Raw genomic sequence first — 20,113 nt, forward strand, 5'->3', positions numbered from 1 at the left:
GCTCAAAATTATTAAACTTTGTGACTTAGCGTCTTTGCGGCATAAAAACCCAAATTTGTGTTAGCAAAAATCAACAACTTCGAAATAGACTTATCAAAACCCATTGATATCTCTATCCCATTAACAAATACTGACGAAAACCCAATTGCTTGGTACATCGAAAAGCCTTCAATTGAACCCGTCATTTTTGGCGATTGGATTGGAAAAGTTTCGGAAGGAAAATCATCTACGAATTTTAATAATATTTTTTTCAATCCGCATGGACATGGAACGCATACGGAATGTTTGGGACATATTACAAATGATTTTTACAGCATCAATCAATCCTTAAAACAGTTTTTCTTTTTTGCTAAATTGATTACAGTTGAACCTGAAAAAATTGGAGAAGATTTTGTGATTACGAAAGAGCAAATTGCGAGTTTAATCACTGAAAAAACGGAAGCATTAATTATCAGAACGCTTCCAAATCAGCTGGAAAAAAAATCAAGAAAATATTCGAATACGAATCCGCCGTATTTGTCTGAAGATGCTGCGATTTTCATCCGCGAAAGCGAAATTCAGCATTTATTGATCGATTTGCCAAGTGTGGATAAAGAACATGACGAAGGAAAATTATTGGCTCATAAAGCGTTTTGGAATGTTAAGGACACACATAATCTAAATCCTGACGCGAGATTTAGTGCCACAATCACCGAAATGATTTATGTTTCAGACGAAATTGAAGACGGAGATTACATACTAAACCTTCAAATCGCTTCGTTTGAAAATGACGCTAGTCCATCGAAACCAATACTATACAAAATTTAAAATCAACCACAAATTACACAAATTTTCGCGAATTTCTTTTTTTATTTTGCCACTCCCAATAGCTATCGGGATAAAAAGATTTATACAGATTTAATCATTTGTAAACTTTAATCTTAAAAAATAATTTGTGAAAATTTGTGTAATTTGTGGTTAAAAAACATCCCTTAATGATAACAGTATCAACTGACAAAACAAAACTCGATGTTCCGTTTATACAGAACTTTTTAAAAGATATTTATTGGGCTGCCGGAAGAACTATAGAAGAAGTGCAACGTACCATTGATGCTTCGGTTTGTTTCGGAATTTATTTGGATGGCAAACAAATTGGTTTTGCGCGCGTTATAACCGATTATGTTGTTTTTGCTTATTTAATGGATGTTTTTATTACCAAAGAACACCGCGGAAAAGGATATTCGTCCATTTTAATCGAAACGATGGTGAATGAGCCTCAACTCCAAGAAGTCAAAATCTGGCGATTGGCAACAACCGATGCTCACTTTTTATATGAGAAATTCGGATTTACAAAACTGAATCATCCTGAAAAGATGATGGAAAAAATAGTCAAATGAAAACAGTCTTAAAACTCGAAGAAGCCGCTTTATTTATTCTCGGAATATTTCTTTTTAACCGCTTAAGCTATGAATGGTGGTGGTTTCTGGTTTTGATCTTGGCTCCTGATTTATCGATGATTGGATATGTTTTTGGAAATAAAATTGGTGCTTTTACTTATAATTTATTTCATCATAAAGGAGTTGCACTTTTAATTTATGCCATTGGATGTTATTTAAGTATTGAAAGCATTCAATTAACAGGAATTATTCTATTTTCGCATTCGGCTATGGATCGTGTTTTTGGTTATGGCCTTAAATATGAAACAGGCTTTAAATACACTCATTTGGGTGAAATTGGTAAATAAACAGTTATGAATTTAGAAACGTTTTACGAATATTGTCTTTCGAAGAAAGGTGTCAGTGAACATTTTCCTTTTGATGAAGATACTTTGGTTTTTAAAGTTGGCGGCAAAATGTTTGCCTTATCTTCTTTATCGCAATGGGAAAAAAACGAGCAATCGGTCAATTTAAAATGCGATCCAGACCGCGCGCAGGAACTCAGAGCCGAATATGACGAAATTCAACCTGGATATCACATGAGCAAAGTGCATTGGAATACCGTAGATCTCAACGGAAACTTAGCAGATAAATTTGTAAAAGAGCTCATAGACCATTCGTATGAATTAGTTTTCAAAAGCTTAACAAAGAAAATTCAGAGCGAAATTATCTAATTATAAAATTAGGCATTACATTTGTAGCATCAGTGAAAAACTCAGCGACTTAGTAGCTTAGCAACTTAGAACCTTAAAAAAATGAAAGAACAATTTAAAAAATTTCTAAACGAAGAACAAGATCCAAAAGCGATTGAAAAAATCACTTCGAAACTTAACGATTTATTGATGAAAGGCGAAGAAGTTGGATACATCGCAGTGCAAAAGAAACCTGCTATTACTGTTTTTCCAGACAGCATTGTATTAACTAACAAGCGTATTATTATCTGCAAGCCTAAAAATTTAGGTCTTTCTATGGATTTTACCGATTATACTTGGGATGATATTGCGAGTACTTTTGTAAAAGAGAACATTTTAGGTTCTGAATTTTCATTTGGCACTAAAACAGATTTAGCTGTTTCTATTGATTATATTCCGAAAATTCAGGCTAGAAAAATTTATACTTATGCTAAAGAACAATTGGATTTATTGAAAAATCCTGTTCAAACAGCAACTCCAATTCAGGAAACTGCTGAACCTGTTTTTGAAGAAGAAGCAGAGGAAATTGAAGAAGTTGAAACAGAAGAAGTAACAAGCTTTGCAGAAATTTTACCTGCAGCGCCGGCTGTTACAGAAACTTATGAACCGCTTCCGACTCAGCCAGCAGGAGAACGTAAATTGAGCGATTTATCTAAAGAAGAGCTTTTCGATAAATTACAGAATTACAAAAAACTTCTTGATAATGGTTTGATTATGCAAGGAGAATATGATGCTTATAAAAAAGAGATTTTAAGTTATATGTAGTTTAAAAGTACAAAGTTCTGAGTACAAAGTACAAAGATTATTGACTTTATCTAAAATAAAAAAGGCCCGAAATAGAGATTCTATTTCGGGCTTTGTATTTAAACTTTGCACTTAGAAACTTTGCACTTTGTACTCATTTACAAAGTCGCCTTCTGTTTTTCTACAAATTTATGCGATTGCAGTTCCAGCAATTCTTTTGCATTTTTTCGCTGTAAATCAAATAATCCTTTGTCTTCTGAGATGTCAGCGTAAACTTTATCGTGCATTTCGGCACTGGTTTTCACTAATAAATCGCGTTGGTATTTATTTTGTGCCAAAGTAGCTTTCATTGCAGTTTCGGCTTCTTCTTGTTTGAAATCGAATTCACCTTTTGGCGCCAATAATTTGGCAATAATTGGTGAAGTTTCGATTGCCAAAAACAACAGCATAATGAAAAATGAAGGCAGCCAAGGCAGTTTATTCAAAGCATTAATTCGCGCCATTAATCCATCGAAACCTTCAATGATGGGTTGGGTTTGCGAAACTTTTTTGTCTAAATCGGCTTGAAGCTGTACGCCTGCTTTTTCTTTTTCAGCAATTTTAGCTTCGTTTGTCTTTTTTAAAGTTTCAAACTCTTTAAGAGCGGCGTCGTGTTTTTCACGTTTTTCTTTATAAACTGGACCTTTTCCTAGCTTTTTAGTTCCGGCAGTTCCTTCTGCTTCTGTAATGTAAGTTGAATATAAAGCGTTTACTTCTTTCTCTTTTTTTACAATATCAGCTTTTAAAGCAGCTATTTCGGCTTTATTTTTATCTAAATCTGTTTTAAAATACGTTCCGATTTGTTTTTTATTGGCCAATTCCATTTCATTTTTTTCTTTCAATAAAACGGTATTGATTTCTTTTTCGAAGATTTTAATTTCCAAAGGTTTCGAAATTACGATGGCAATAATAATAGCCAAAGCAATACGCGGAGTTGCTTGCAGGAATTCGTCCAGAAAACGATCTCTTTTTTTAATCGTAGAAACGATAAATCGATCTAAATTAAAAATCAATAAACTCCATACAAATCCAAAAATCAAAGCGGGATAAATAGAATCAAAAACGGTAAAAAGCGCATACGCACTGGCCAAGAAAGCCATAACTGCTGTAAAGAAAACTGTGGCACCAATACCAACATATTTGGTTTGTTCGCCTTCTGAACAGTCTTTCAAGAGGTCTCTATCGACTCCTGAGCATAGGATAAAAAATTGTTTTAACATGATTGATGATTTTTGATTGTGATTGATACGGCAAATTTAACGCCAAATTTTCAAATACAGTCAAATTATTGTTTTTCTTTTTAATTGTGAATCAATTATTTGTCAGCTTTAGTGTTATTTAAACATTAATAAATTTCAAATTTCAATGGACAATCATAACACTATGTTAATTTTTTTTCAAGGCTTTAGTAATACAGGGGTTTTAGCTTCGCAATCGAAAATCAAACTAAACACACACAATGAAGAAATTTTATCTATTAACCGCATTCTTTTTATTCGCCTTTACAGGTTTTGCTCAGAAAGCGATTATATCTGGAAAGATATTAGACGCCGATGACAAACTGCCTCTTCCTGGAGCTATGGTTCAAATTGTAGGCGAGAAAAAATATACTGTTTCTGACTATAACGGCCGTTTCGAGTTATTAAATATTAATGAAGGAACTTACAAAGTTGAAGTAAAATATATTGGATATACTGCTTTAACTCAAGAAATAAAAGTGGAGCAAGGAAAGAACAATGTAATTGACTTTGCGCTTAAAGCTTCTCAAAACGAACTAAAAGAAGTTGTTGTTGGAGACATCTTAAAAGGTCAGGCAAAAGCATTGAACCAACAGAAAAACAACAAAAATATCGGAAACGTAATCTCTTCTGATCAAATGGGACGTTTTCCAGATGCTAACGTGGGAGATGCTTTAAAACGTGTTCCAGGTATCACAATGCAGAATGACCAAGGTGAAGCTCGTAACATCATTATTAGAGGTTTGGCTCCATCTTTAAACTCTGTTACTTTAAATGGAGATCGTATTCCATCTGCTGAAGGAGACAACAGAAACGTACAAATGGACTTAATTCCATCTGATATGATTTCAACTATCGAAGTAAATAAAACATTGACTTCAGACATGGATGCTGATGCGATTGGAGGTTCTGTAAACTTAATTACAAGAGCCACTCCAAACGGAGAAAGAATTTCTGCAACAATGGCTGGAGGATATTTGCCAATTCGTGACCACGCTTCTTATACTGCTGGTTTAGTTTATGGAAATCGCTTTTTTGATAATAAATTAGGCGCTGTTTTCAGCGGATCATACAATAATGTAGATTATGGTTCTGATAACATCGAAAACGAATGGGTAAAAGATGATTTTGGAAATGAGTATTTACAAGCATCAGAAATTAGAAAATATGATGTACAGCGTATCCGTCGCAGTGCTTCTGTTGCTTTAGATTACAAATTCGATGACAACAACACCATTTTTGCAAATGCAATCTACAACTGGAGAGATGATAGAGAAAACCGTTTTAGAACCACTTACGATGATATCGAACCTCTTTATAATGGTGAAGAAATTGTTGGTTTTGAAGGCCGTGTAAAACGTCAGACAAAAGGGGGTTTAGACAATAACAGAAATAAAAACAGAAGATTAGAAGATCAAAGAGTACAAAACTATTCTATTCGCGGAGAGCATTTAATCAATTCGACATTAGATTTAGATTGGTCTGCTAACTATGCAAAAGCAAGAGAATACCGCCCAGGTGAGCGTTATATCGAATACCGCCAAAAAGGTTTAGAAATGTTTGAAGATTTATCAGACATCAGATTTCCTCTAATGACAACTGTTGGCGAGTCTGTTGACGAATTTAAATTTGATTCTGTTACTGAAAACACAGATGAAACAAGCGAAAGCGAATTCGGTGCAAAAGTAAATATCCGTTTCCCATTCTCTGTTATTGCTGGTGAAAAAGGAAGATTGAGAACAGGTCTTAGACTTCGTTTAAAAGAAAAAGAAAGAAATAATATGTTCTATTCTTATACTCCAATCAACGACGACATGGAATTATTATCTCAGGTTCCAACCTCTTATTTTGATGGAAAAGATTTTAATCCAGGGAGTAAATATGTGCCAGGAACTTTTGCTTCTGCAGCTTTCTTAGGAAGTTTAGACTTAAACAATGCAACTTTATTTGAAAAAGAAGCTGATCCAGCAGAATATTTAGCGGTAAACTATAATGCCAAAGAAAGAATTACTGCTGCTTATGTAAGATGGGATCAGGATTTTAACGATAAACTTTCAATGGTTTTAGGTTTCCGTGTGGAGAATACTCATATTGATTATACTGGAAACCGTGTATTAGACGAGGAAGAATTGGAGAGTAAAATCAACAATACCAACTCTTACACTAATTTATTGCCAAGTATTTCATTGCAATATAATGCAACAAAAGATTTAGTTTTAAGAGCTGCCATAACAACAGCATTAGCAAGACCAAACTATTACGCATTGGCTCCTTATGTAAATAATATTGCTGCCGACAAAGAAATTACAGCTGGAAATCCAGACCTTAATGCTACTTATTCATACAATTATGATTTCATGGCAGAGAACTATTTCAAATCGGTTGGTTTAATTTCTGGAGGTGTTTTCTACAAAAGATTAAACGATTTTATTTACAACTATAGTGACAATCAATATACTGCTGATAAATTTGCTGCAGATTTCCCTAATCAGGTAAATCCAATTCCAGCGGGAGAAAACTGGTCATTTTTACAATCAAGAAATGGGGAGAATGTTGATGTTTACGGGTTTGAAGTTGCTTTCCAACGTCAGTTGGATTTCCTTCCAGGCAAATTCTTAAAAGGTTTTGCTGTATACTTAAACTATACTTACACAAAATCTAAAGCAAGCGGAATTGCTGATGAAGACGGAAATGAAAGAAAAAATATCAGTCTTCCAGGAACAACGCCTCACATGTTTAACGGATCTTTATCTTGGGAAAACAAACGTTTTTCTGCAAGAATCTCAACTAACTTTACATCTGATTATTTAGATGAATTAGGTTCTGAATCTTACAAAGACAGTTACTATGACAAGCAGTTTTTCTTAGATGCCAATGCTTCTTATAAAATCACTCCAAAACTTCGCTTTTTTGCAGAGGCAAATAACCTAACAAATCAGCCATTACGTTACTACCAAGGAGTGGCTGCACATACAAAACAAGCTGAATATTACCAGCCACGTTACAATTTCGGATTGAAACTAGACTTGTAATCTGCACTTTTTTAAAATTCTTAAATTAGACAGAGTTTTGCGCTCTGTCTAATTGCATTAAAAATATATAACACAAATGAAAAATACATCTTTAATTGCTTTTTTACTTTTAAGCTTATCCTTTACAGCTTGCAAAAAAGATACTTTAGCTCCAATTCAGCCAAATGCCGTAAAACCAACAGCGGTTACAGAAGCTTTGCCTCACGATACAGATGATCCTTCAATCTGGATTAATCCAACTGATGCTTCAAAAAGTATTATTATAGGAACAGACAAAGACACAGATGGCGGTTTGTATGCTTTTGATTTAAATGGAAAAATCCTTAAAAAATCAATTCCGTTAAAGCGTCCAAACAATGTTGATATCGCTTACGGATTAAGTATTAACGGAAAAAAAGTAGATGTTGCTGTAACGACGGAACGTGAAGAAAATAAAATCAGGATCTTCAGTTTACCTGATTTAGCGCCAATTGATAACGGCGGAATTCCTGTTTTTGAAGGAGAAACGCAACGCGATCCAATGGGAGTTGCTTTATACACTCGCCCAAGCGATGGGAAGATTTTTGCTATTGTAGGAAGAAAAACAGGCCCTTCTGGAAGTTATTTATGGCAATATGAACTTTCTGGAAATGGAAAATTCGCTGCTGCGAAAGTGGTTCGCAAATTTGGAACTTACAGTGGCAAAAAAGAAATTGAAGCAATTGCTGTAGATAACGAATTAGGTTTTGTTTACTATTGCGATGAACAAGCTGGAATTAGAAAATACAAAGCAGATCCAGCTTTAAATGATAATAAAGAATTGGCATTCTTCGGTCAGAAAGATTTTAAAGCAGATCACGAAGGAATTGCCATTTACAAAAAGACAGATTCTACAGGATATATTTTAGTATCAAATCAGCAGGCAAATTCTTTTATGGTTTATCCAAGAGAAGGCGCCAACGGAAACCCGAACAATCATCCTTTATTGGCAGAAGTTCCAACTTCTACAATCGAATGTGATGGTGCAGATGTTACAAGCGTAAACTTAGGTCCAAAATACAAAAACGGACTTTTCGTAGCGATGAGCAACGGAATGACTTTCCATTATTATGCTTGGGATTTAATCCAGAAACGTATAGACGAAGCTAAAAAATAAAAGTTTCAAGGTTTTCAGTCGCAGTCCCGTGTTCAGTGTCTATTTTTTTTACTGCGATTGGAAACCAACTAAAAAAAAGCTGTTCATTTCTGAACAGCTTTTTTATTTTGAATCAAATAATTCCTTTTATTCTGTAATTGGTGCGCCTGCTAAGATTTCAGCATTGGCAAACTCTTCAAATTTGGCAAAATTAGCTTTAAATTTGTGAGCTAATTCTAGCGCTTTTTTATCGTATAAATCTTTGTCTTCCCAAGTATTTCTAGGATTCAAAATCTCGTTTGGAACATTTGGACAATCTTGAGGAATTTCAATTCCAAATACTTCATGATTTTTAAACGCTACATCATTCAATTCTCCTTTTAATGCAGCAGTAATCATAGCACGAGTATATTTCAACTTCATACGGCTTCCTGTTCCGTAAGCTCCACCAGTCCATCCTGTGTTAATTAACCAAACTTTTACTCCCGCATCTTTCATTTTCTTGCTTAACATTTCAGCATAGCGAGTTGGGTGCAAAGGCATAAATGGCGCTCCAAAACAAGCAGAGAAGTTTGGTTGAGGCTCAGTTACACCCGCTTCTGTTCCAGCAACTTTTGCTGTATATCCAGAAATAAAGTGGTAAGCCGCCTGACCTGGAGTCAATCTTGAGATTGGAGGCAGAATTCCGAAAGAATCCGCCGTTAAGAAAAATATATTTTTTGGATTATGTCCAACCAAACCTGGCTGTACATTATCAATATGCGTAATTGGGTAACTTACACGAGTGTTTTGTGTGATAGAAACATCATCAAAATCAACAACGTTTGTTCCTGCTTTGAAAACCACATTTTCTAAAAGCGCTCCTTTTTTGATTGCTCTAAAAATGTCTGGTTCATTTTCTTCTGTTAAATTAATAACTTTTGCATAGCATCCGCCTTCAAAATTGAAAACAGTGTTTTCATTTGTCCAGCCGTGCTCATCGTCTCCGATTAATTTACGTTCTGGATCTGCAGATAAAGTTGTTTTTCCTGTACCAGACAATCCGAAGAAGATTGCTGTGTCTCCTGCTTCACCAACATTGGCGCTACAGTGCATTGGAAGTGTATTTTTGAAAACTGGAAGAATAAAGTTTAATGCAGAAAAAATTCCTTTTTTCATTTCTCCTGTATAACCTGTTCCACCAATTAAAGCAATTTTTTTAGTAAAATCTAAAATAGCAAAATTAGACTGGCGTGTTCCGTCTACAGCAGGATCTGCCATAAAACTTGGAGCACAAACTACTGTCCATTCTGGAGTAAAGTTTGCCAGTTCTGAAGCTTCTGGGCGTAAGAACATATTGTAGCAAAACAAATTTGACCAAGCTGTTTCTGTTACAACACGAACATTCAATCTATAATTTGGATCAGAGCACACATAAGAATCGCGAACAAAAACTTCTTTGTTTGATAAAAATGCTGTTACCTTATTATAAAGCTTTTCAAAAGCTTGGGGCTCAAATGGGATATTTACATTTCCCCACCAAACTTGATCTTTAGTAATATCGTCTTTTACGATAAAACGATCTTGTGGAGAACGACCTGTAAATTCGCCTGTATTAATCGCTAACGCTCCGGTAGAATTCTCAACACCTTGACCTGACTGCAAAGTAATCGCATGTAATTCATCTGCAGATAGTTGATAACGAACTTTTGCATTTTCAATTCCTAACTCTTTTAACGAAATCGATTGCGCGAAAACTGTATTAGTGTCCATAAATTTTTAAGTTGTGTGTGATTTTTTGTTTAAAGCAAAATTACAGATTAATTTTTATTTCTTTCAAAATACTTAAATTTCACTTTGATTTATACGAAAAAAGAGAAATTTCACTTTAAAAATTACAAAAAGAAAAAAATAACCGCTTCTAATTTGTTTAATTACAACTTATTAAGTGATTTTGTTATATTATTTTTGTTTAACAAGAGAAAATACAAAAAAGTCACACAAATAAAGTTATATGTTATTTATGTGACAAAATTAAAGATTAATTCTTAGACAGAATTTTTTTTTCGGGATTTTATGATTTTCTCTTCAAAATCGTAAAGAATAATAGCGTCCAAGCAATAATTAATAAGAAACCACCCAAAGGTGTTGCGAATACGATAATTTTAGATTCAAACAAAGTGTAGTCTTTTGTCGCCAATAAATAGATTGAACCGCTGAAAAGCAAAACGCCAGCCACTACCAAATTATAGATCGTTTTTAAGGTCTTTTCTGCAAGGTCTTTTTGCGTTGATAAAAAAAGAAGAAAAAGAGCGTGGTACATTTGGTAACGAACACCAACTTCAAAAGTATTTAATTGGTCAACCGACAGATATTTTTTCAATAAATGAGCACCAAAAGCACCCAAAATAATAGCCAACATACCAATAAAAGCTCCAGTTAAAATGATTCTTCTTTTCATAATATATCTCTTTTGAAATTTCTAACAAAAATACTTCAAACGAACTGAAAAACCGTCTTTGTTTCTAGATTATTTAGAACAAAATCAGATTATTTTTTGGGTTTTGCGAAAAAAATAATTTTATTTTCTTTAATTTGAATTGTTATACTTATAACATTTAAATATATTTGTGTTAAATATTTAAGACATGAGAAACATTTTAATATTTGGAGCAGGAAGATCTGCATCTTCTTTGATTCGCTATTTATTATCAAAATCTAATGAAGAAAAACTGCATTTAACGGTAGCTGACCTTTCATTGAATCTTGCGAAAGCAAAAACACAAGATCATCCAAATGCCACTCCGCTTGCCTTAGATATTTTTAATGCCGACGAAAGAAAAAAAGCTATTGAAAATGCATCAATAGTTATTTCGATGCTTCCTGCGCATCTGCATATTGAAATTGCAAAAGACTGCCTTGAATTCAAAAAACATCTTGTTACGGCATCTTATATAAGTGACGCTATGCAGGCTTTAAACGAAGAAGCCATCAAAAACAATCTGATTTTCATGAACGAAATTGGTCTTGATCCAGGAATCGATCATATGAGCGCCATGAAAGTCATTGACGAAATCAGATCGAAAGGCGGTAAAATGCTTTTGTTTGAATCTTTCTGCGGTGGACTTGTAGCTCCTGAATCGGACAATAATTTATGGAACTACAAATTTACTTGGGCGCCAAGAAATGTAGTTTTGGCGGGTCAAGGCGGTGCTGCAAAGTTTATTCAAGAAGGGACTTATAAATACATTCCATATAGCGCTTTGTTTCGCAGAACCGAATTTCTAGAAGTAGAAGGTTACGGAAAGTTTGAAGCGTATTCTAACCGCGATTCTCTTAAATATCGTTCGGTTTATGGTTTAGATGATATTCTTACTTTATATAGAGGTACAATTAGAAGAGTGGGGTATTCTCGCGCTTGGAATATGTTTGTACAGCTTGGAATGACTGATGATAGCTATATTTTAGAAGGGTCAGAAAATATGAGTTATCGTCAGTTTATCAATTCTTTTCTTCCGTATCATCCGACAGATTCTGTCGAAATTAAAACTCGATTGATCTTAAAAATCGATCAGGACGATATTATGTGGGACAAGCTTTTGGAACTGGATTTATTTAACCCAAACAAAAAAGTAAATCTGCCAAATGCTACTCCAGCACAAATTTTAGAAAAAATCTTGACCGACAGCTGGGCTCTTGAACCTGAGGACAAAGATATGATCGTGATGTATCATAAATTTGGTTACGAACTGAATGGCGAAAAGAAGCAAATCGATTCTAAAATGGTTTGTATTGGCGAAGACCAAACGTATACTGCAATGGCAAAAACAGTCGGACTTCCGGTTGCGATTGCCACTTTGTTAATCTTGAACGGAAAAATCACAACTCCAGGCGTTCAGCTTCCGATTAAAAAGGAAGTTTACGAACCAATTTTGAAGGAGTTAGAAGAATATGGGGTAATTTTTAACGAACAAAATGTACCTTATTTTGGATACAATCCAGATTTGTTCTAGTCTGGATCTGCATGTTTATTTTAGAATTTTTTTTAATTAGTTTTTAATTTTATCCGCTTCTCCCATCAAGAAGCGGATTTTTTTTGAAGCAACAAAGAAGCAACGACTTTCTTATTTGGGTGCCTGAATCGTAATTGGTAAATTATAAGTAACTCTGACTGGTTTTCCGTTTTCAGTTGCGGGAATCCATTTTGGAGAAAGCTTTAAAACTCTTACGGCCTCATCTCCAACCCCATAACCTAAATCTTTCACTATTTTAAATTCAGACAGACTTCCATCCTTTTCCACCATAAACTCCATAAAAATTTTCCCCTCCATCTTTTGTTTCGCAAATTCTGTAGGCATTTTAAAGTTTTGGCCAACAAACATGTAAAATTTTTCTATTCCTCCCGGAAATTGTGGTTCTTTTACACTTGTAGTGTCGTAACTTATTTTATAATCATTTTGATTTTTTGCATTAATACTGGATTGTGCAATTACTTCGGTATTAAATACAAATAGCAACAGAACATAGACAGTGGTTACAGAACCTACTTTCAAAATCATTCTAATCGGAGACTTTTCTTTAGCCATCATAAGCAAACGTTTTTTGGTTATTAAATAATTGAGATTACTCGCCAACGGAAGAGTATTTTTATGAGAGACAAAATCTAAAAGCAGATTCTGATAATTTCGGACTTCTCCAAATTTTTTATTCACCGCTTCATCCGCTAAAAATTCATGATTGAGTTTTATTGCTTTTTCATACAATAGATATAAAGGATTAAACCAAAACACAATTTTCAAAACCTCGACAAAAAGAATATCAACCGTATGTTTTTGTTTTAGATGTGCTTTTTCATGAACAATTAATTCTTCCGGAATCATATCATTTTCAAAATCTTCCTGATTAATAAAAATGATATTCCAGAATGAATGAGGCAATACTTTTTCTTTTGTCAAAACCACTTTTCCTCCTTTTACAATTTCCACCTTACTCTTTTTCATTCTGAAATAAAAGGAGAATAAATTTCGAATAAATCGAACAACCAAAATTGTTGTAACTACTCCATAAACTACAGCTAAAAAATAAATCAGAATTTGACTGTAATTTATCTTATCTAAAACCGCTTTACTGGTTACAATCATAATTTGATTTAATTGAATCTTTTGGTTTCCGTTTGAAAAAACAGATCCAAGTGAAAACAATTGCAACGGAATTGTCAAACTAAAAACTATACTCGCGAGAAGATAAATACGATTAAAATGAAACATTTTTTCGTTTTCCAAAAGAATTTTATAAACAATATAAAATACAGCAAGCAGCAAACCCGATTTTAAAAGATACGTTATCATTTTTTCTTTTTTTGAATTTCTGAATCGATTATTTTTTTAAGATCTTCCAATTCTGAAGCCGATAAATTGGTTTCGGTTGTAAAAAACGAAGCAAATTGCGAAGCCGAATTATTAAAGAAATTACTAATTAGTCCTTTCACATGTTTGGCAAAATAGTCTGTTTTCTTTACCAGCGGATAATATTCTCTCGAATTTCCAAATTCGTTATACGCCACAAACTTCTTGTCAATCATCCTTTTCAATAAAGTTGCAACCGTTGTTGTGGCCGGTTTTGGTTCTGGATACGATTCTAGTAAATCTTTCATAAAAGCTTTTTCAAGCTTCCATAAATGCTCCATTAACTGTTCTTCTGCATTTGATAATTGTATCATGGTTTCGTGTTTTCAAGTTTTTCTGTTTCAGCCAATTCCTTTTTATATTCCTCCAAATTCCATTCAATATTCAATTTTGTTGCATATTCGGCCATTGTGCCAAGTCCGACCTCTGCACGTCTTTTGTCTACATTATCTGGATCTATCATTGGCGCTATGCATATTTTACCAGTCTTTTTATTCTTCGAACTCTGACTGCCATAAATTTGTTTTTTTCCCTCTCTCAAAGCTACTCGATCTTCTAAATACGCTAGATTTCCTGGATTGGCATTGCCATTTTTAACGGCCTCTCTCATCATAGGCAGATATTTTTGCTGATATTGTAAATCGGCATGCTGAATAACCAGAAACAAAGTCTGATTTCCCTGTGTTCCTACCACATTTTTTCCCAACCAGCCTCTTTCATCCAGTATTTTCATCACCTTAATGAGGTTGATACTGTCTTTTCTTTCCATAATCTTTCCAATACTGTCAATTTTCTTTTTATCAGGTTTTGTAGCTCTGTAAACATTCATAAACTCTCCACGAATTTCCTGATCTTCGGTATAAATTTCTGCAAGTTGTTTTTCTAGCGCCTTATCGTAATTTGCTCCAATAACATCCAATTTCTTTTGCAGTTTTTCAATTGTTTTATTCCACTGTTTTTCTGAATGCAAGTGCTTTAAATCTTCATCAATTTTTATATGAGCCATATTCTCATATCCGTTATCAATAGAGAGATTCAGCCATTTAAATGCTTTTTTATGCTGCCCAGCCATAGAAGCCGAACAGCTAGCATTATATAAATCAGACCAAGATTTCTGTTCTATTTTAAACGCTTTATCATAATATGAAACAGACAACTTATAATTTTTTGCCGTGTAGCAAGAATCTGCTTTATGAACCCACTCTTTATACGTTTGAGCTTGCATAAAAAGACAGGGCAGCATAATAAAGCAAAGCGTGATTATTTTTTTCATGGTTTAGGGGTTGGTTAGTTTATTTAATATTTTGTTCCGAAATCAATTGTCCTTGATCGTAATTTTTGATTTCCTTTAATTTTCCTTTGTCCGAATAAAACTTCCATTCTCCAAAATAAAACCAATGCGTTTCAACCGAATTCGTTTCTAATTTTGTTTTCCCTTTCGATTCCAGTTTTCCGTTTTCGTAATAACTTTTTACGATACAGATTCCGTTTTTATATTTTTCTGTTTTGTAGATTTTTCCGTTAATGTACGTTCTCCATTTTTTAACCGGAAGATCATTTTTATAATATTCATACGATTTGTAATTCGTTCCATCTTGCGAATAACTATCAATCCAAACACCTTCTTTTTTCTTGTCAATTTTCTGATTGATCGGTTTGCTTTTACAACTCAAAAGCATTAATCCGCAAAACAATAGTAAAAAAAGGGTTTTCAAATTCTTCATTGTTCTACAATTATAGATTTGTTTCTACAAATGTAGAGTTAAATTTTAAATATGCAAGAAAAAGAAGTCTTTTTTTTTAGTTACAAAGGTTCAGAGAGACAAAGTGACAAAGGTTTTTCTTTTAAATTTTAAAAAGTTCAAAATATTGGAAACAAAAAAATCCGCTCATTTCTGAACGGATTCTAAACTTACTTACTATGTATATTACTTCTTTTCAAAATAAATGCGCTTACTTTCTTCATTTTCTGTATCAATATAAATTGAAAAGGTTTTTAAACTTTTAACTTTTTTTCCATTTAAAGAAGCATATTTCCATTTTGGCGAAAGCTGAACAACACGCAAAGCTTCTTCATCTAAACCAAAACCCAGATTCTTCAAAACCTTGATATCTGACAAAGAGCCATCTTTTTCCACTACAAACTGCATCGAAATTTCTCCCTTCACTTTTTTTCTCACAGCCTTTTTAGGAATCTTAAAATTGGTTTTTACAAAATCACGAAATCTATAAATTCCGCCTGGGTAATCAGCTTCGATATGAACAGCAACAAAAATATCATCATTTGACTGATCGCTTTTTTGTGATGTAAGATCCTGAGCCATACTTTTGGCGCTAAACAAAATCATTATCAATATAAAACCTTGACTTAGTATTTTTTTCATATCTGTAATTTCTGTCTTTTGCAGACAAATATAATTGTTTAGTTCAATTTAAATTGTTCTGATATTATCCTGTCGAAAAATCTCAGCGTATAATTTAACCGCAAAGAACGCAAGGATTTTATTTTAGGCTTGCACATAAAAACACAAAGTTCGCAAAGCTACGAGATGAAGCTTTGCGAACTTTTATAATCTTATTTTTAAAGAACCTTTGCGCTCTTTGCGGTTAAAAAAAACTTATTTAGAAAGCTCCACAAAATACTTGTAAAACAACGGAATAGTCTCAATACCTTTCAAGTAATTAAAGATTCCGAAATGCTCATTTGGCGAGTGAATAGCATCGCTGTCCAAACCAAATCCCATTAAGATGGTTTTACTTTTTAATTCTTTTTCAAACAAAGCCACAATCGGAATACTTCCTCCAGAACGAACCGGAATTGCAGGAACTCCAAACGTTTCTGTATACGCTTTGTTCGCTGCCTGATAACCAATGCTGTCAATTGGCGTTACATAACCCTGACCACCGTGGTGAGGCGTTACTTTTACTGTAACTCCAGCCGGAGCAAGACTTGTGAAATGTTTTGTGAAAAGTTCTGTAATCTCTTCCCAATCCTGATTTGGAACCAAACGCATCGAGATTTTAGCAAAAGCTTTGCTCGCAATAACCGTTTTAGCACCTTCACCAGTATAACCGCCCCAGATTCCGTTTACGTCTAAAGTCGGACGGATAGAGTTTCTTTCGTTGGTTACATATCCTTTTTCGCCGTAAACATCAGCAATGTTTAAAGCATTTTTATATTTTTCTAAGCTGAAAGGCGCTTTTGCCATTTCTGCTCTTTCTTCTGCAGATAATTCTTCTACTTTATCGTAGAAACCTGGAATTGTAATATGATTGTTTTCGTCGTGAAGCGAAGCAATCATTTTTGCCAGAATATTAATTGGGTTTGCCACAGCTCCACCGTATAAACCTGAATGCAAATCGCGATTCGGACCTGTAACTTCTACTTCAACATAACTCAAACCTCTTAAACCTGTCGTGATAGACGGCTGTTGGTTGGAGATCATTCCTGTATCTGAAATCAAGATTACGTCGTTTTTCAGTTTTTCCTGATTACGTTCTACGAACCAAGCCAAACTTGCAGAACCTACTTCTTCTTCTCCTTCGATCATGAATTTTACGTTACAAGGCAACGTATTGCTTTGCACCATTAATTCAAGCGCTTTTACGTGCATGTACATCTGACCTTTGTCGTCACACGCTCCACGGGCGAAGATTGCGCCTTCTGGGTGAATATCTGTAGTTTTAATAACCGGTTCAAAAGGTGGTGAAGTCCATAATTCTAATGGATCTGGCGGTTGTACGTCGTAGTGACCGTAAACTAAAACCGTTGGAAGATTTGGATCTATTATTTTCTCTCCGTAGATAATTGGGTAACCTGGAGTGTCGCAAGTTTCAACATAATCGCACCCTGCTTTTGATAAACTTTCTTTTACAGCCTCTGCTGTGTCAATAACATCTTGAGAATATGCAGTGTCGGCAGAAACCGACGGAATTTTTAATAATTCGATCAATTCGTTGATAAACCGATCTTTATGTTGTTGAACGTAGGACTTAATATTTTCCATTTAAATAATTTTTATAGAAACCCAAAAGTACAAAAAAGAGAATTAAAAAAAATTTTGAAAAAATGCTTTGATAATTCAAAAGTATGCCTATCTTTGCACCCACAATTACCGCGGATATGGCGAAATTGGTAGACGTGCCAGACTTAGGATCTGGTGCCGCAAGGCGTGTAGGTTCGAGTCCTATTATCCGCACTAAAAAAAGCTTCTGAATATCTTTTTCAGAAGCTTTTTTGCTTTACTGCATTTTGTTTTTTTCAAAAACCAACAACTAGTCATAAACAAGCATTTTTATGATGACTTTAATACGCGATATTTAACATCATAATTTACGTAATCCATTTAAAAAAGGATTAGATCACAATTCTAAGACAAAAATTAAATCCTATATTTGCATAACCATCCTGTCTAAAAAATCTTATGCAATACATCAAATCAATCAACAAACTTTTAATTCCGAAGATTACTGAAAAAGCAGTAGTACTTGATCTTTTTGCAGGTTGTGGCGGCTTATCGTTAGGATTTGAAGCTGCCGGATTTTCTACTATTGGTTATGAAATGAACCTTGATGCGGCAACAACATACAATAACAACTTAAAGGGCACGTGCAAAGTTGAAAAATTAAACCTTGATTTCGAATATCCGAAAGCTGATATTATAATTGGTGGACCTCCTTGTCAACCCTTTAGCGTTGGAGGAAATCAAAACGGGGTCAATGACTCCAGAAATGGCTTTCCTTTTTTCATTGATGCCATAAGAAAAGTAAAACCAAAGGTTTTTCTGTTTGAAAATGTTAGAGGTCTTTTATATGCTAATAAATGGTACTTAGAAATTATCATTGAAGAATTAAAAAGTTTAGGTTACACTGTTGATTTTAAACTTTTGAATGCTGTTAATTTTGGAGTGCCGCAAAATAGAGAACGTTTTTTTTTAATAGGTCATAATTCAGAATTTAATTTTCCTAAAGAAGAAAATACTAAAGCTACTGTCTGGGATGCAATCCATGACATTATGAAAACAACTCCCCCAGAAAGCAAGTTTTTAAATGAAGCTCAAGATGCGTATATAGCCAAATATGAAAAAGCATCTAAATGTGTTAATCCTAGAGACCTGTATTCTGATCGTCCGGCAAGAACATTAACTTGCAGAAATCTATCTTCGGCAACTGGAGATATGCATAGAATAAAACTAGAAGATGGAAGACGACGCAGAATTCTTATACGTGAAGCTGCTAGATTACAAAGTTTTCCAGATAGTTTTGAATTTTCAGGAAAAGAAACAAGTATATTTAACCAAATTGGAAATGCAGTACCTCCTTTATTAGCTTACAAAATGGCTCTAGCAATTAAAGAATGCTATTACAAAACAGTTAACCTAGAATTAAGCACGATATAGATTAAGAAAACTTATGATTGATCACCTTCCAAATTCTTCAAAATCAGAAAACATTAAAACCTTAATTAATGAAGCTCTTGATATACTTCAATCCGTTGGAGTTCCTTTTTCTGGTAAAAGAGCACGCGGATTAGAAAGTATGGCTATGAGTTTTTTAGCTGTTGCCGGAGTGACTAAATCATGGAAGGAAGCGAAAGGACAAAATGAATACAGGAGTTTAAAAACAAGAGAAATCATAAAATTTATTAATGAAAATTTTGAAGAAAACATCTCTCCAGGCTCTTATGACGATATTAGACGTAAGCATTTAAAACTATTAGTATTAGGGGATCTAATTTTAAATAGTGCTAATAATCCCAGCGCCGCTCAAAATGACCCTACACGAGGCTACACTTTAAGTGGCGAATTTAAATCTTTAGTCAATTATTACGGAACCAATGAATGGGAAATTAAATTAAAATTATTCAACAAGAATCGTCCAACACTTACAGAAATTCTACAACGTAAAAGAGACCTGCCTAAAGTTAGAGTAACATTACCAACAGGACAAATCTTAGATTTTTCGCGTGGCGGACATAATCAATTACAAAGAGAAATCATCGAAGAGTTTTTACCTCGCTTTGGGGCAGGTTGCAAAGTTTTATACATTGGTGATGCAACGGATAAATTTTTAATTAGAGAAGATGATATTTTAAAAGATTTAGGTTTTTTCGAATTAAACCACGATTCTCTACCTGACATCGTTGCTTATAACGAGGATAAAAATTGGATTTTTTTGATTGAAGCATTTTTTACATCAGGCCCTATGAGTGAAGAACGAATTCTTGAGCTGAAGAAATCTTTAAAAGATTGTACTGCCGATTTAATATTTATCACCGCTTTTACTTCAAAAAATGATTTTCGAAAAAATATTACGGATATAGGATGGGAAACAGAAGTATGGACAGCGGACAATCCTGATCATATGGTTCATTTTAATGGAGGTAAGTTTTTCGGTCCTTATTCTGAAAAATAACCTTACTCCTCTTTATCACATTCCTTTCTTCAATACATTTA

The 20,113-nt window shown here is 34.0% G+C and carries 19 protein-coding genes and 1 tRNA gene; 11 read left to right on the forward strand and 9 right to left on the reverse strand.

What is annotated here, in order from left to right:
* The first annotated feature begins 57 nt into the window (after positions 1-57).
* The 5 genes from BB050_RS06110 to BB050_RS06130 all read left to right on the forward strand — a co-directional run bounded on the left by BB050_RS06110 (position 58) and on the right by BB050_RS06130 (position 2,872).
* A complete protein-coding gene (locus BB050_RS06110) occupies positions 58-807 on the forward strand; it encodes a cyclase family protein (RefSeq protein WP_066032967.1) in 750 nt (249 codons plus the stop codon).
* A gap of 167 nt (positions 808-974) precedes the next feature.
* Positions 975-1,376, forward strand: a complete 402-nt coding sequence (locus tag BB050_RS06115) for a GNAT family N-acetyltransferase (RefSeq protein WP_066032968.1) — start codon at positions 975-977, stop codon at positions 1,374-1,376.
* Complete coding sequence (locus BB050_RS06120; protein ID WP_066032969.1) at positions 1,373-1,723, forward strand: DUF4260 domain-containing protein; 351 nt, start codon at positions 1,373-1,375, stop codon at positions 1,721-1,723. Before BB050_RS06115 ends, BB050_RS06120 begins: the two co-directional genes overlap by 4 nt.
* Positions 1,724-1,729: 6 nt before the next feature.
* A complete protein-coding gene (locus BB050_RS06125) occupies positions 1,730-2,089 on the forward strand; it encodes an MmcQ/YjbR family DNA-binding protein (protein ID WP_066032970.1) in 360 nt (119 codons plus the stop codon).
* A gap of 81 nt (positions 2,090-2,170) precedes the next feature.
* Positions 2,171-2,872: a PH domain-containing protein gene (locus tag BB050_RS06130; protein WP_008466384.1), complete on the forward strand. Its 702-nt coding sequence runs from the start codon at positions 2,171-2,173 to the stop codon at positions 2,870-2,872.
* A 137-nt stretch (positions 2,873-3,009) separates the two neighbouring features.
* On the opposite strand, the gene BB050_RS06135 is transcribed toward BB050_RS06130, so the two are convergent.
* Positions 3,010-4,110, reverse strand: coding sequence for a DUF4407 domain-containing protein (locus BB050_RS06135; protein ID WP_008466381.1), 1,101 nt, complete (start codon positions 4,108-4,110; stop codon positions 3,010-3,012).
* A 239-nt stretch (positions 4,111-4,349) separates the two neighbouring features.
* Here BB050_RS06135 and BB050_RS06140 point away from each other — a divergent pair, with 239 nt between their 5' ends.
* Together BB050_RS06140 and BB050_RS06145 are read left to right on the forward strand one after the other, a co-directional pair.
* Positions 4,350-7,160 carry a TonB-dependent receptor gene (locus BB050_RS06140; RefSeq protein ID WP_066032971.1) on the forward strand — a complete coding sequence of 937 codons (2,811 nt, stop codon included), beginning with the start codon at positions 4,350-4,352 and terminating at the stop codon, positions 7,158-7,160.
* 76 nt (positions 7,161-7,236) lie between these two features.
* Complete coding sequence (locus BB050_RS06145; protein WP_066032972.1) at positions 7,237-8,295, forward strand: phytase; 1,059 nt, start codon at positions 7,237-7,239, stop codon at positions 8,293-8,295.
* A 126-nt stretch (positions 8,296-8,421) separates the two neighbouring features.
* Here BB050_RS06145 and pckA read toward each other — a convergent pair whose 3' ends face one another.
* A complete protein-coding gene (gene pckA / locus BB050_RS06150) occupies positions 8,422-10,026 on the reverse strand; it encodes a phosphoenolpyruvate carboxykinase (ATP) (RefSeq protein ID WP_066032973.1) in 1,605 nt (534 codons plus the stop codon).
* A 301-nt stretch (positions 10,027-10,327) separates the two neighbouring features.
* Entirely contained in the window at positions 10,328-10,714 is a 387-nt protein-coding gene (locus BB050_RS06155) for a DUF423 domain-containing protein (RefSeq protein WP_008466361.1), read from the reverse strand.
* Between the two features lie 187 nt (positions 10,715-10,901).
* On the opposite strand from BB050_RS06155, the gene BB050_RS06160 reads away from it, so the two are divergent.
* Complete coding sequence (locus BB050_RS06160; RefSeq protein WP_066032974.1) at positions 10,902-12,266, forward strand: saccharopine dehydrogenase family protein; 1,365 nt, start codon at positions 10,902-10,904, stop codon at positions 12,264-12,266.
* Between the two features lie 111 nt (positions 12,267-12,377).
* Here BB050_RS06160 and BB050_RS06165 read toward each other — a convergent pair whose 3' ends face one another.
* The 6 genes from BB050_RS06165 to BB050_RS06190 form a co-directional block, all read right to left on the reverse strand.
* Positions 12,378-13,601, reverse strand: a complete 1,224-nt coding sequence (locus BB050_RS06165; RefSeq protein WP_236940425.1) for a M56 family metallopeptidase — start codon at positions 13,599-13,601, stop codon at positions 12,378-12,380.
* Positions 13,598-13,972: a BlaI/MecI/CopY family transcriptional regulator gene (locus BB050_RS06170; RefSeq protein WP_008466353.1), complete on the reverse strand. Its 375-nt coding sequence runs from the start codon at positions 13,970-13,972 to the stop codon at positions 13,598-13,600. The genes BB050_RS06165 and BB050_RS06170 overlap by 4 nt, the downstream gene beginning before the upstream one ends.
* The gene (locus BB050_RS06175; protein ID WP_066032975.1) at positions 13,969-14,931 is read right to left on the reverse strand and encodes a DUF6624 domain-containing protein; all 963 of its coding nucleotides are present in this window, start codon (positions 14,929-14,931) and stop codon (positions 13,969-13,971) included. Before BB050_RS06175 ends, BB050_RS06170 begins: the two co-directional genes overlap by 4 nt.
* Before the next feature lie 19 nt (positions 14,932-14,950).
* A complete protein-coding gene (locus tag BB050_RS06180; RefSeq protein WP_066032976.1) occupies positions 14,951-15,382 on the reverse strand; it encodes a hypothetical protein in 432 nt (143 codons plus the stop codon).
* Positions 15,383-15,586: 204 nt separating this feature from the next.
* Complete coding sequence (locus BB050_RS06185) at positions 15,587-16,042, reverse strand: energy transducer TonB (RefSeq protein WP_066032977.1); 456 nt, start codon at positions 16,040-16,042, stop codon at positions 15,587-15,589.
* A gap of 234 nt (positions 16,043-16,276) precedes the next feature.
* A complete protein-coding gene (locus BB050_RS06190) occupies positions 16,277-17,665 on the reverse strand; it encodes a dipeptidase (protein WP_008466344.1) in 1,389 nt (462 codons plus the stop codon).
* Positions 17,666-17,775: 110 nt separating this feature from the next.
* Between BB050_RS06190 and BB050_RS06195 the strand changes: the two genes are divergently transcribed.
* The 3 genes from BB050_RS06195 to BB050_RS06205 all read left to right on the forward strand — a co-directional run bounded on the left by BB050_RS06195 (position 17,776) and on the right by BB050_RS06205 (position 20,072).
* A tRNA-Leu gene (locus BB050_RS06195) sits at positions 17,776-17,857 on the forward strand.
* A 225-nt stretch (positions 17,858-18,082) separates the two neighbouring features.
* Positions 18,083-19,057 (forward strand): DNA cytosine methyltransferase, encoded by a 975-nt coding sequence (locus BB050_RS06200; RefSeq protein ID WP_066032978.1) that lies wholly within the window; start codon positions 18,083-18,085, stop codon positions 19,055-19,057.
* Positions 19,058-19,070: 13 nt separating this feature from the next.
* On the forward strand, positions 19,071-20,072 hold the full coding sequence (locus BB050_RS06205) for a BsuBI/PstI family type II restriction endonuclease (protein WP_066032979.1): 1,002 nt from the start codon (positions 19,071-19,073) through the stop codon (positions 20,070-20,072).
* Positions 20,073-20,113 lie beyond the last annotated feature (41 nt).

Origin of the sequence: Flavobacterium anhuiense, assembly GCF_001705175.1 — a bacterium.
Classification (GTDB): domain Bacteria; phylum Bacteroidota; class Bacteroidia; order Flavobacteriales; family Flavobacteriaceae; genus Flavobacterium; species Flavobacterium anhuiense.

Excerpts from the sequence above, each read along its gene's own strand:
- BB050_RS06115 (WP_066032968.1), top strand. The coding sequence starts at position 975 with ATGATAACAGTATCAACTGACAAAACAAAACTCGATGTTCCGTTTATA.
- BB050_RS06120 (WP_066032969.1), top strand. The coding sequence starts at position 1,373 with ATGAAAACAGTCTTAAAACTCGAAGAAGCCGCTTTATTTATTCTCGGA.
- BB050_RS06125 (WP_066032970.1), top strand. The coding sequence starts at position 1,730 with ATGAATTTAGAAACGTTTTACGAATATTGTCTTTCGAAGAAAGGTGTC.
- BB050_RS06130 (WP_008466384.1), top strand. The coding sequence starts at position 2,171 with ATGAAAGAACAATTTAAAAAATTTCTAAACGAAGAACAAGATCCAAAA.
- BB050_RS06135 (WP_008466381.1), bottom strand. The coding sequence starts at position 4,110 with ATGTTAAAACAATTTTTTATCCTATGCTCAGGAGTCGATAGAGACCTC.
- BB050_RS06140 (WP_066032971.1), top strand. The coding sequence starts at position 4,350 with ATGAAGAAATTTTATCTATTAACCGCATTCTTTTTATTCGCCTTTACA.
- BB050_RS06145 (WP_066032972.1), top strand. The coding sequence starts at position 7,237 with ATGAAAAATACATCTTTAATTGCTTTTTTACTTTTAAGCTTATCCTTT.
- pckA (WP_066032973.1), bottom strand. The coding sequence starts at position 10,026 with ATGGACACTAATACAGTTTTCGCGCAATCGATTTCGTTAAAAGAGTTA.
- BB050_RS06155 (WP_008466361.1), bottom strand. The coding sequence starts at position 10,714 with ATGAAAAGAAGAATCATTTTAACTGGAGCTTTTATTGGTATGTTGGCT.
- BB050_RS06160 (WP_066032974.1), top strand. The coding sequence starts at position 10,902 with ATGAGAAACATTTTAATATTTGGAGCAGGAAGATCTGCATCTTCTTTG.
- BB050_RS06165 (WP_236940425.1), bottom strand. The coding sequence starts at position 13,601 with ATGATAACGTATCTTTTAAAATCGGGTTTGCTGCTTGCTGTATTTTAT.
- BB050_RS06170 (WP_008466353.1), bottom strand. The coding sequence starts at position 13,972 with ATGATACAATTATCAAATGCAGAAGAACAGTTAATGGAGCATTTATGG.
- BB050_RS06175 (WP_066032975.1), bottom strand. The coding sequence starts at position 14,931 with ATGAAAAAAATAATCACGCTTTGCTTTATTATGCTGCCCTGTCTTTTT.
- BB050_RS06180 (WP_066032976.1), bottom strand. The coding sequence starts at position 15,382 with ATGAAGAATTTGAAAACCCTTTTTTTACTATTGTTTTGCGGATTAATG.
- BB050_RS06185 (WP_066032977.1), bottom strand. The coding sequence starts at position 16,042 with ATGAAAAAAATACTAAGTCAAGGTTTTATATTGATAATGATTTTGTTT.
- BB050_RS06190 (WP_008466344.1), bottom strand. The coding sequence starts at position 17,665 with ATGGAAAATATTAAGTCCTACGTTCAACAACATAAAGATCGGTTTATC.
- BB050_RS06200 (WP_066032978.1), top strand. The coding sequence starts at position 18,083 with ATGCAATACATCAAATCAATCAACAAACTTTTAATTCCGAAGATTACT.
- BB050_RS06205 (WP_066032979.1), top strand. The coding sequence starts at position 19,071 with ATGATTGATCACCTTCCAAATTCTTCAAAATCAGAAAACATTAAAACC.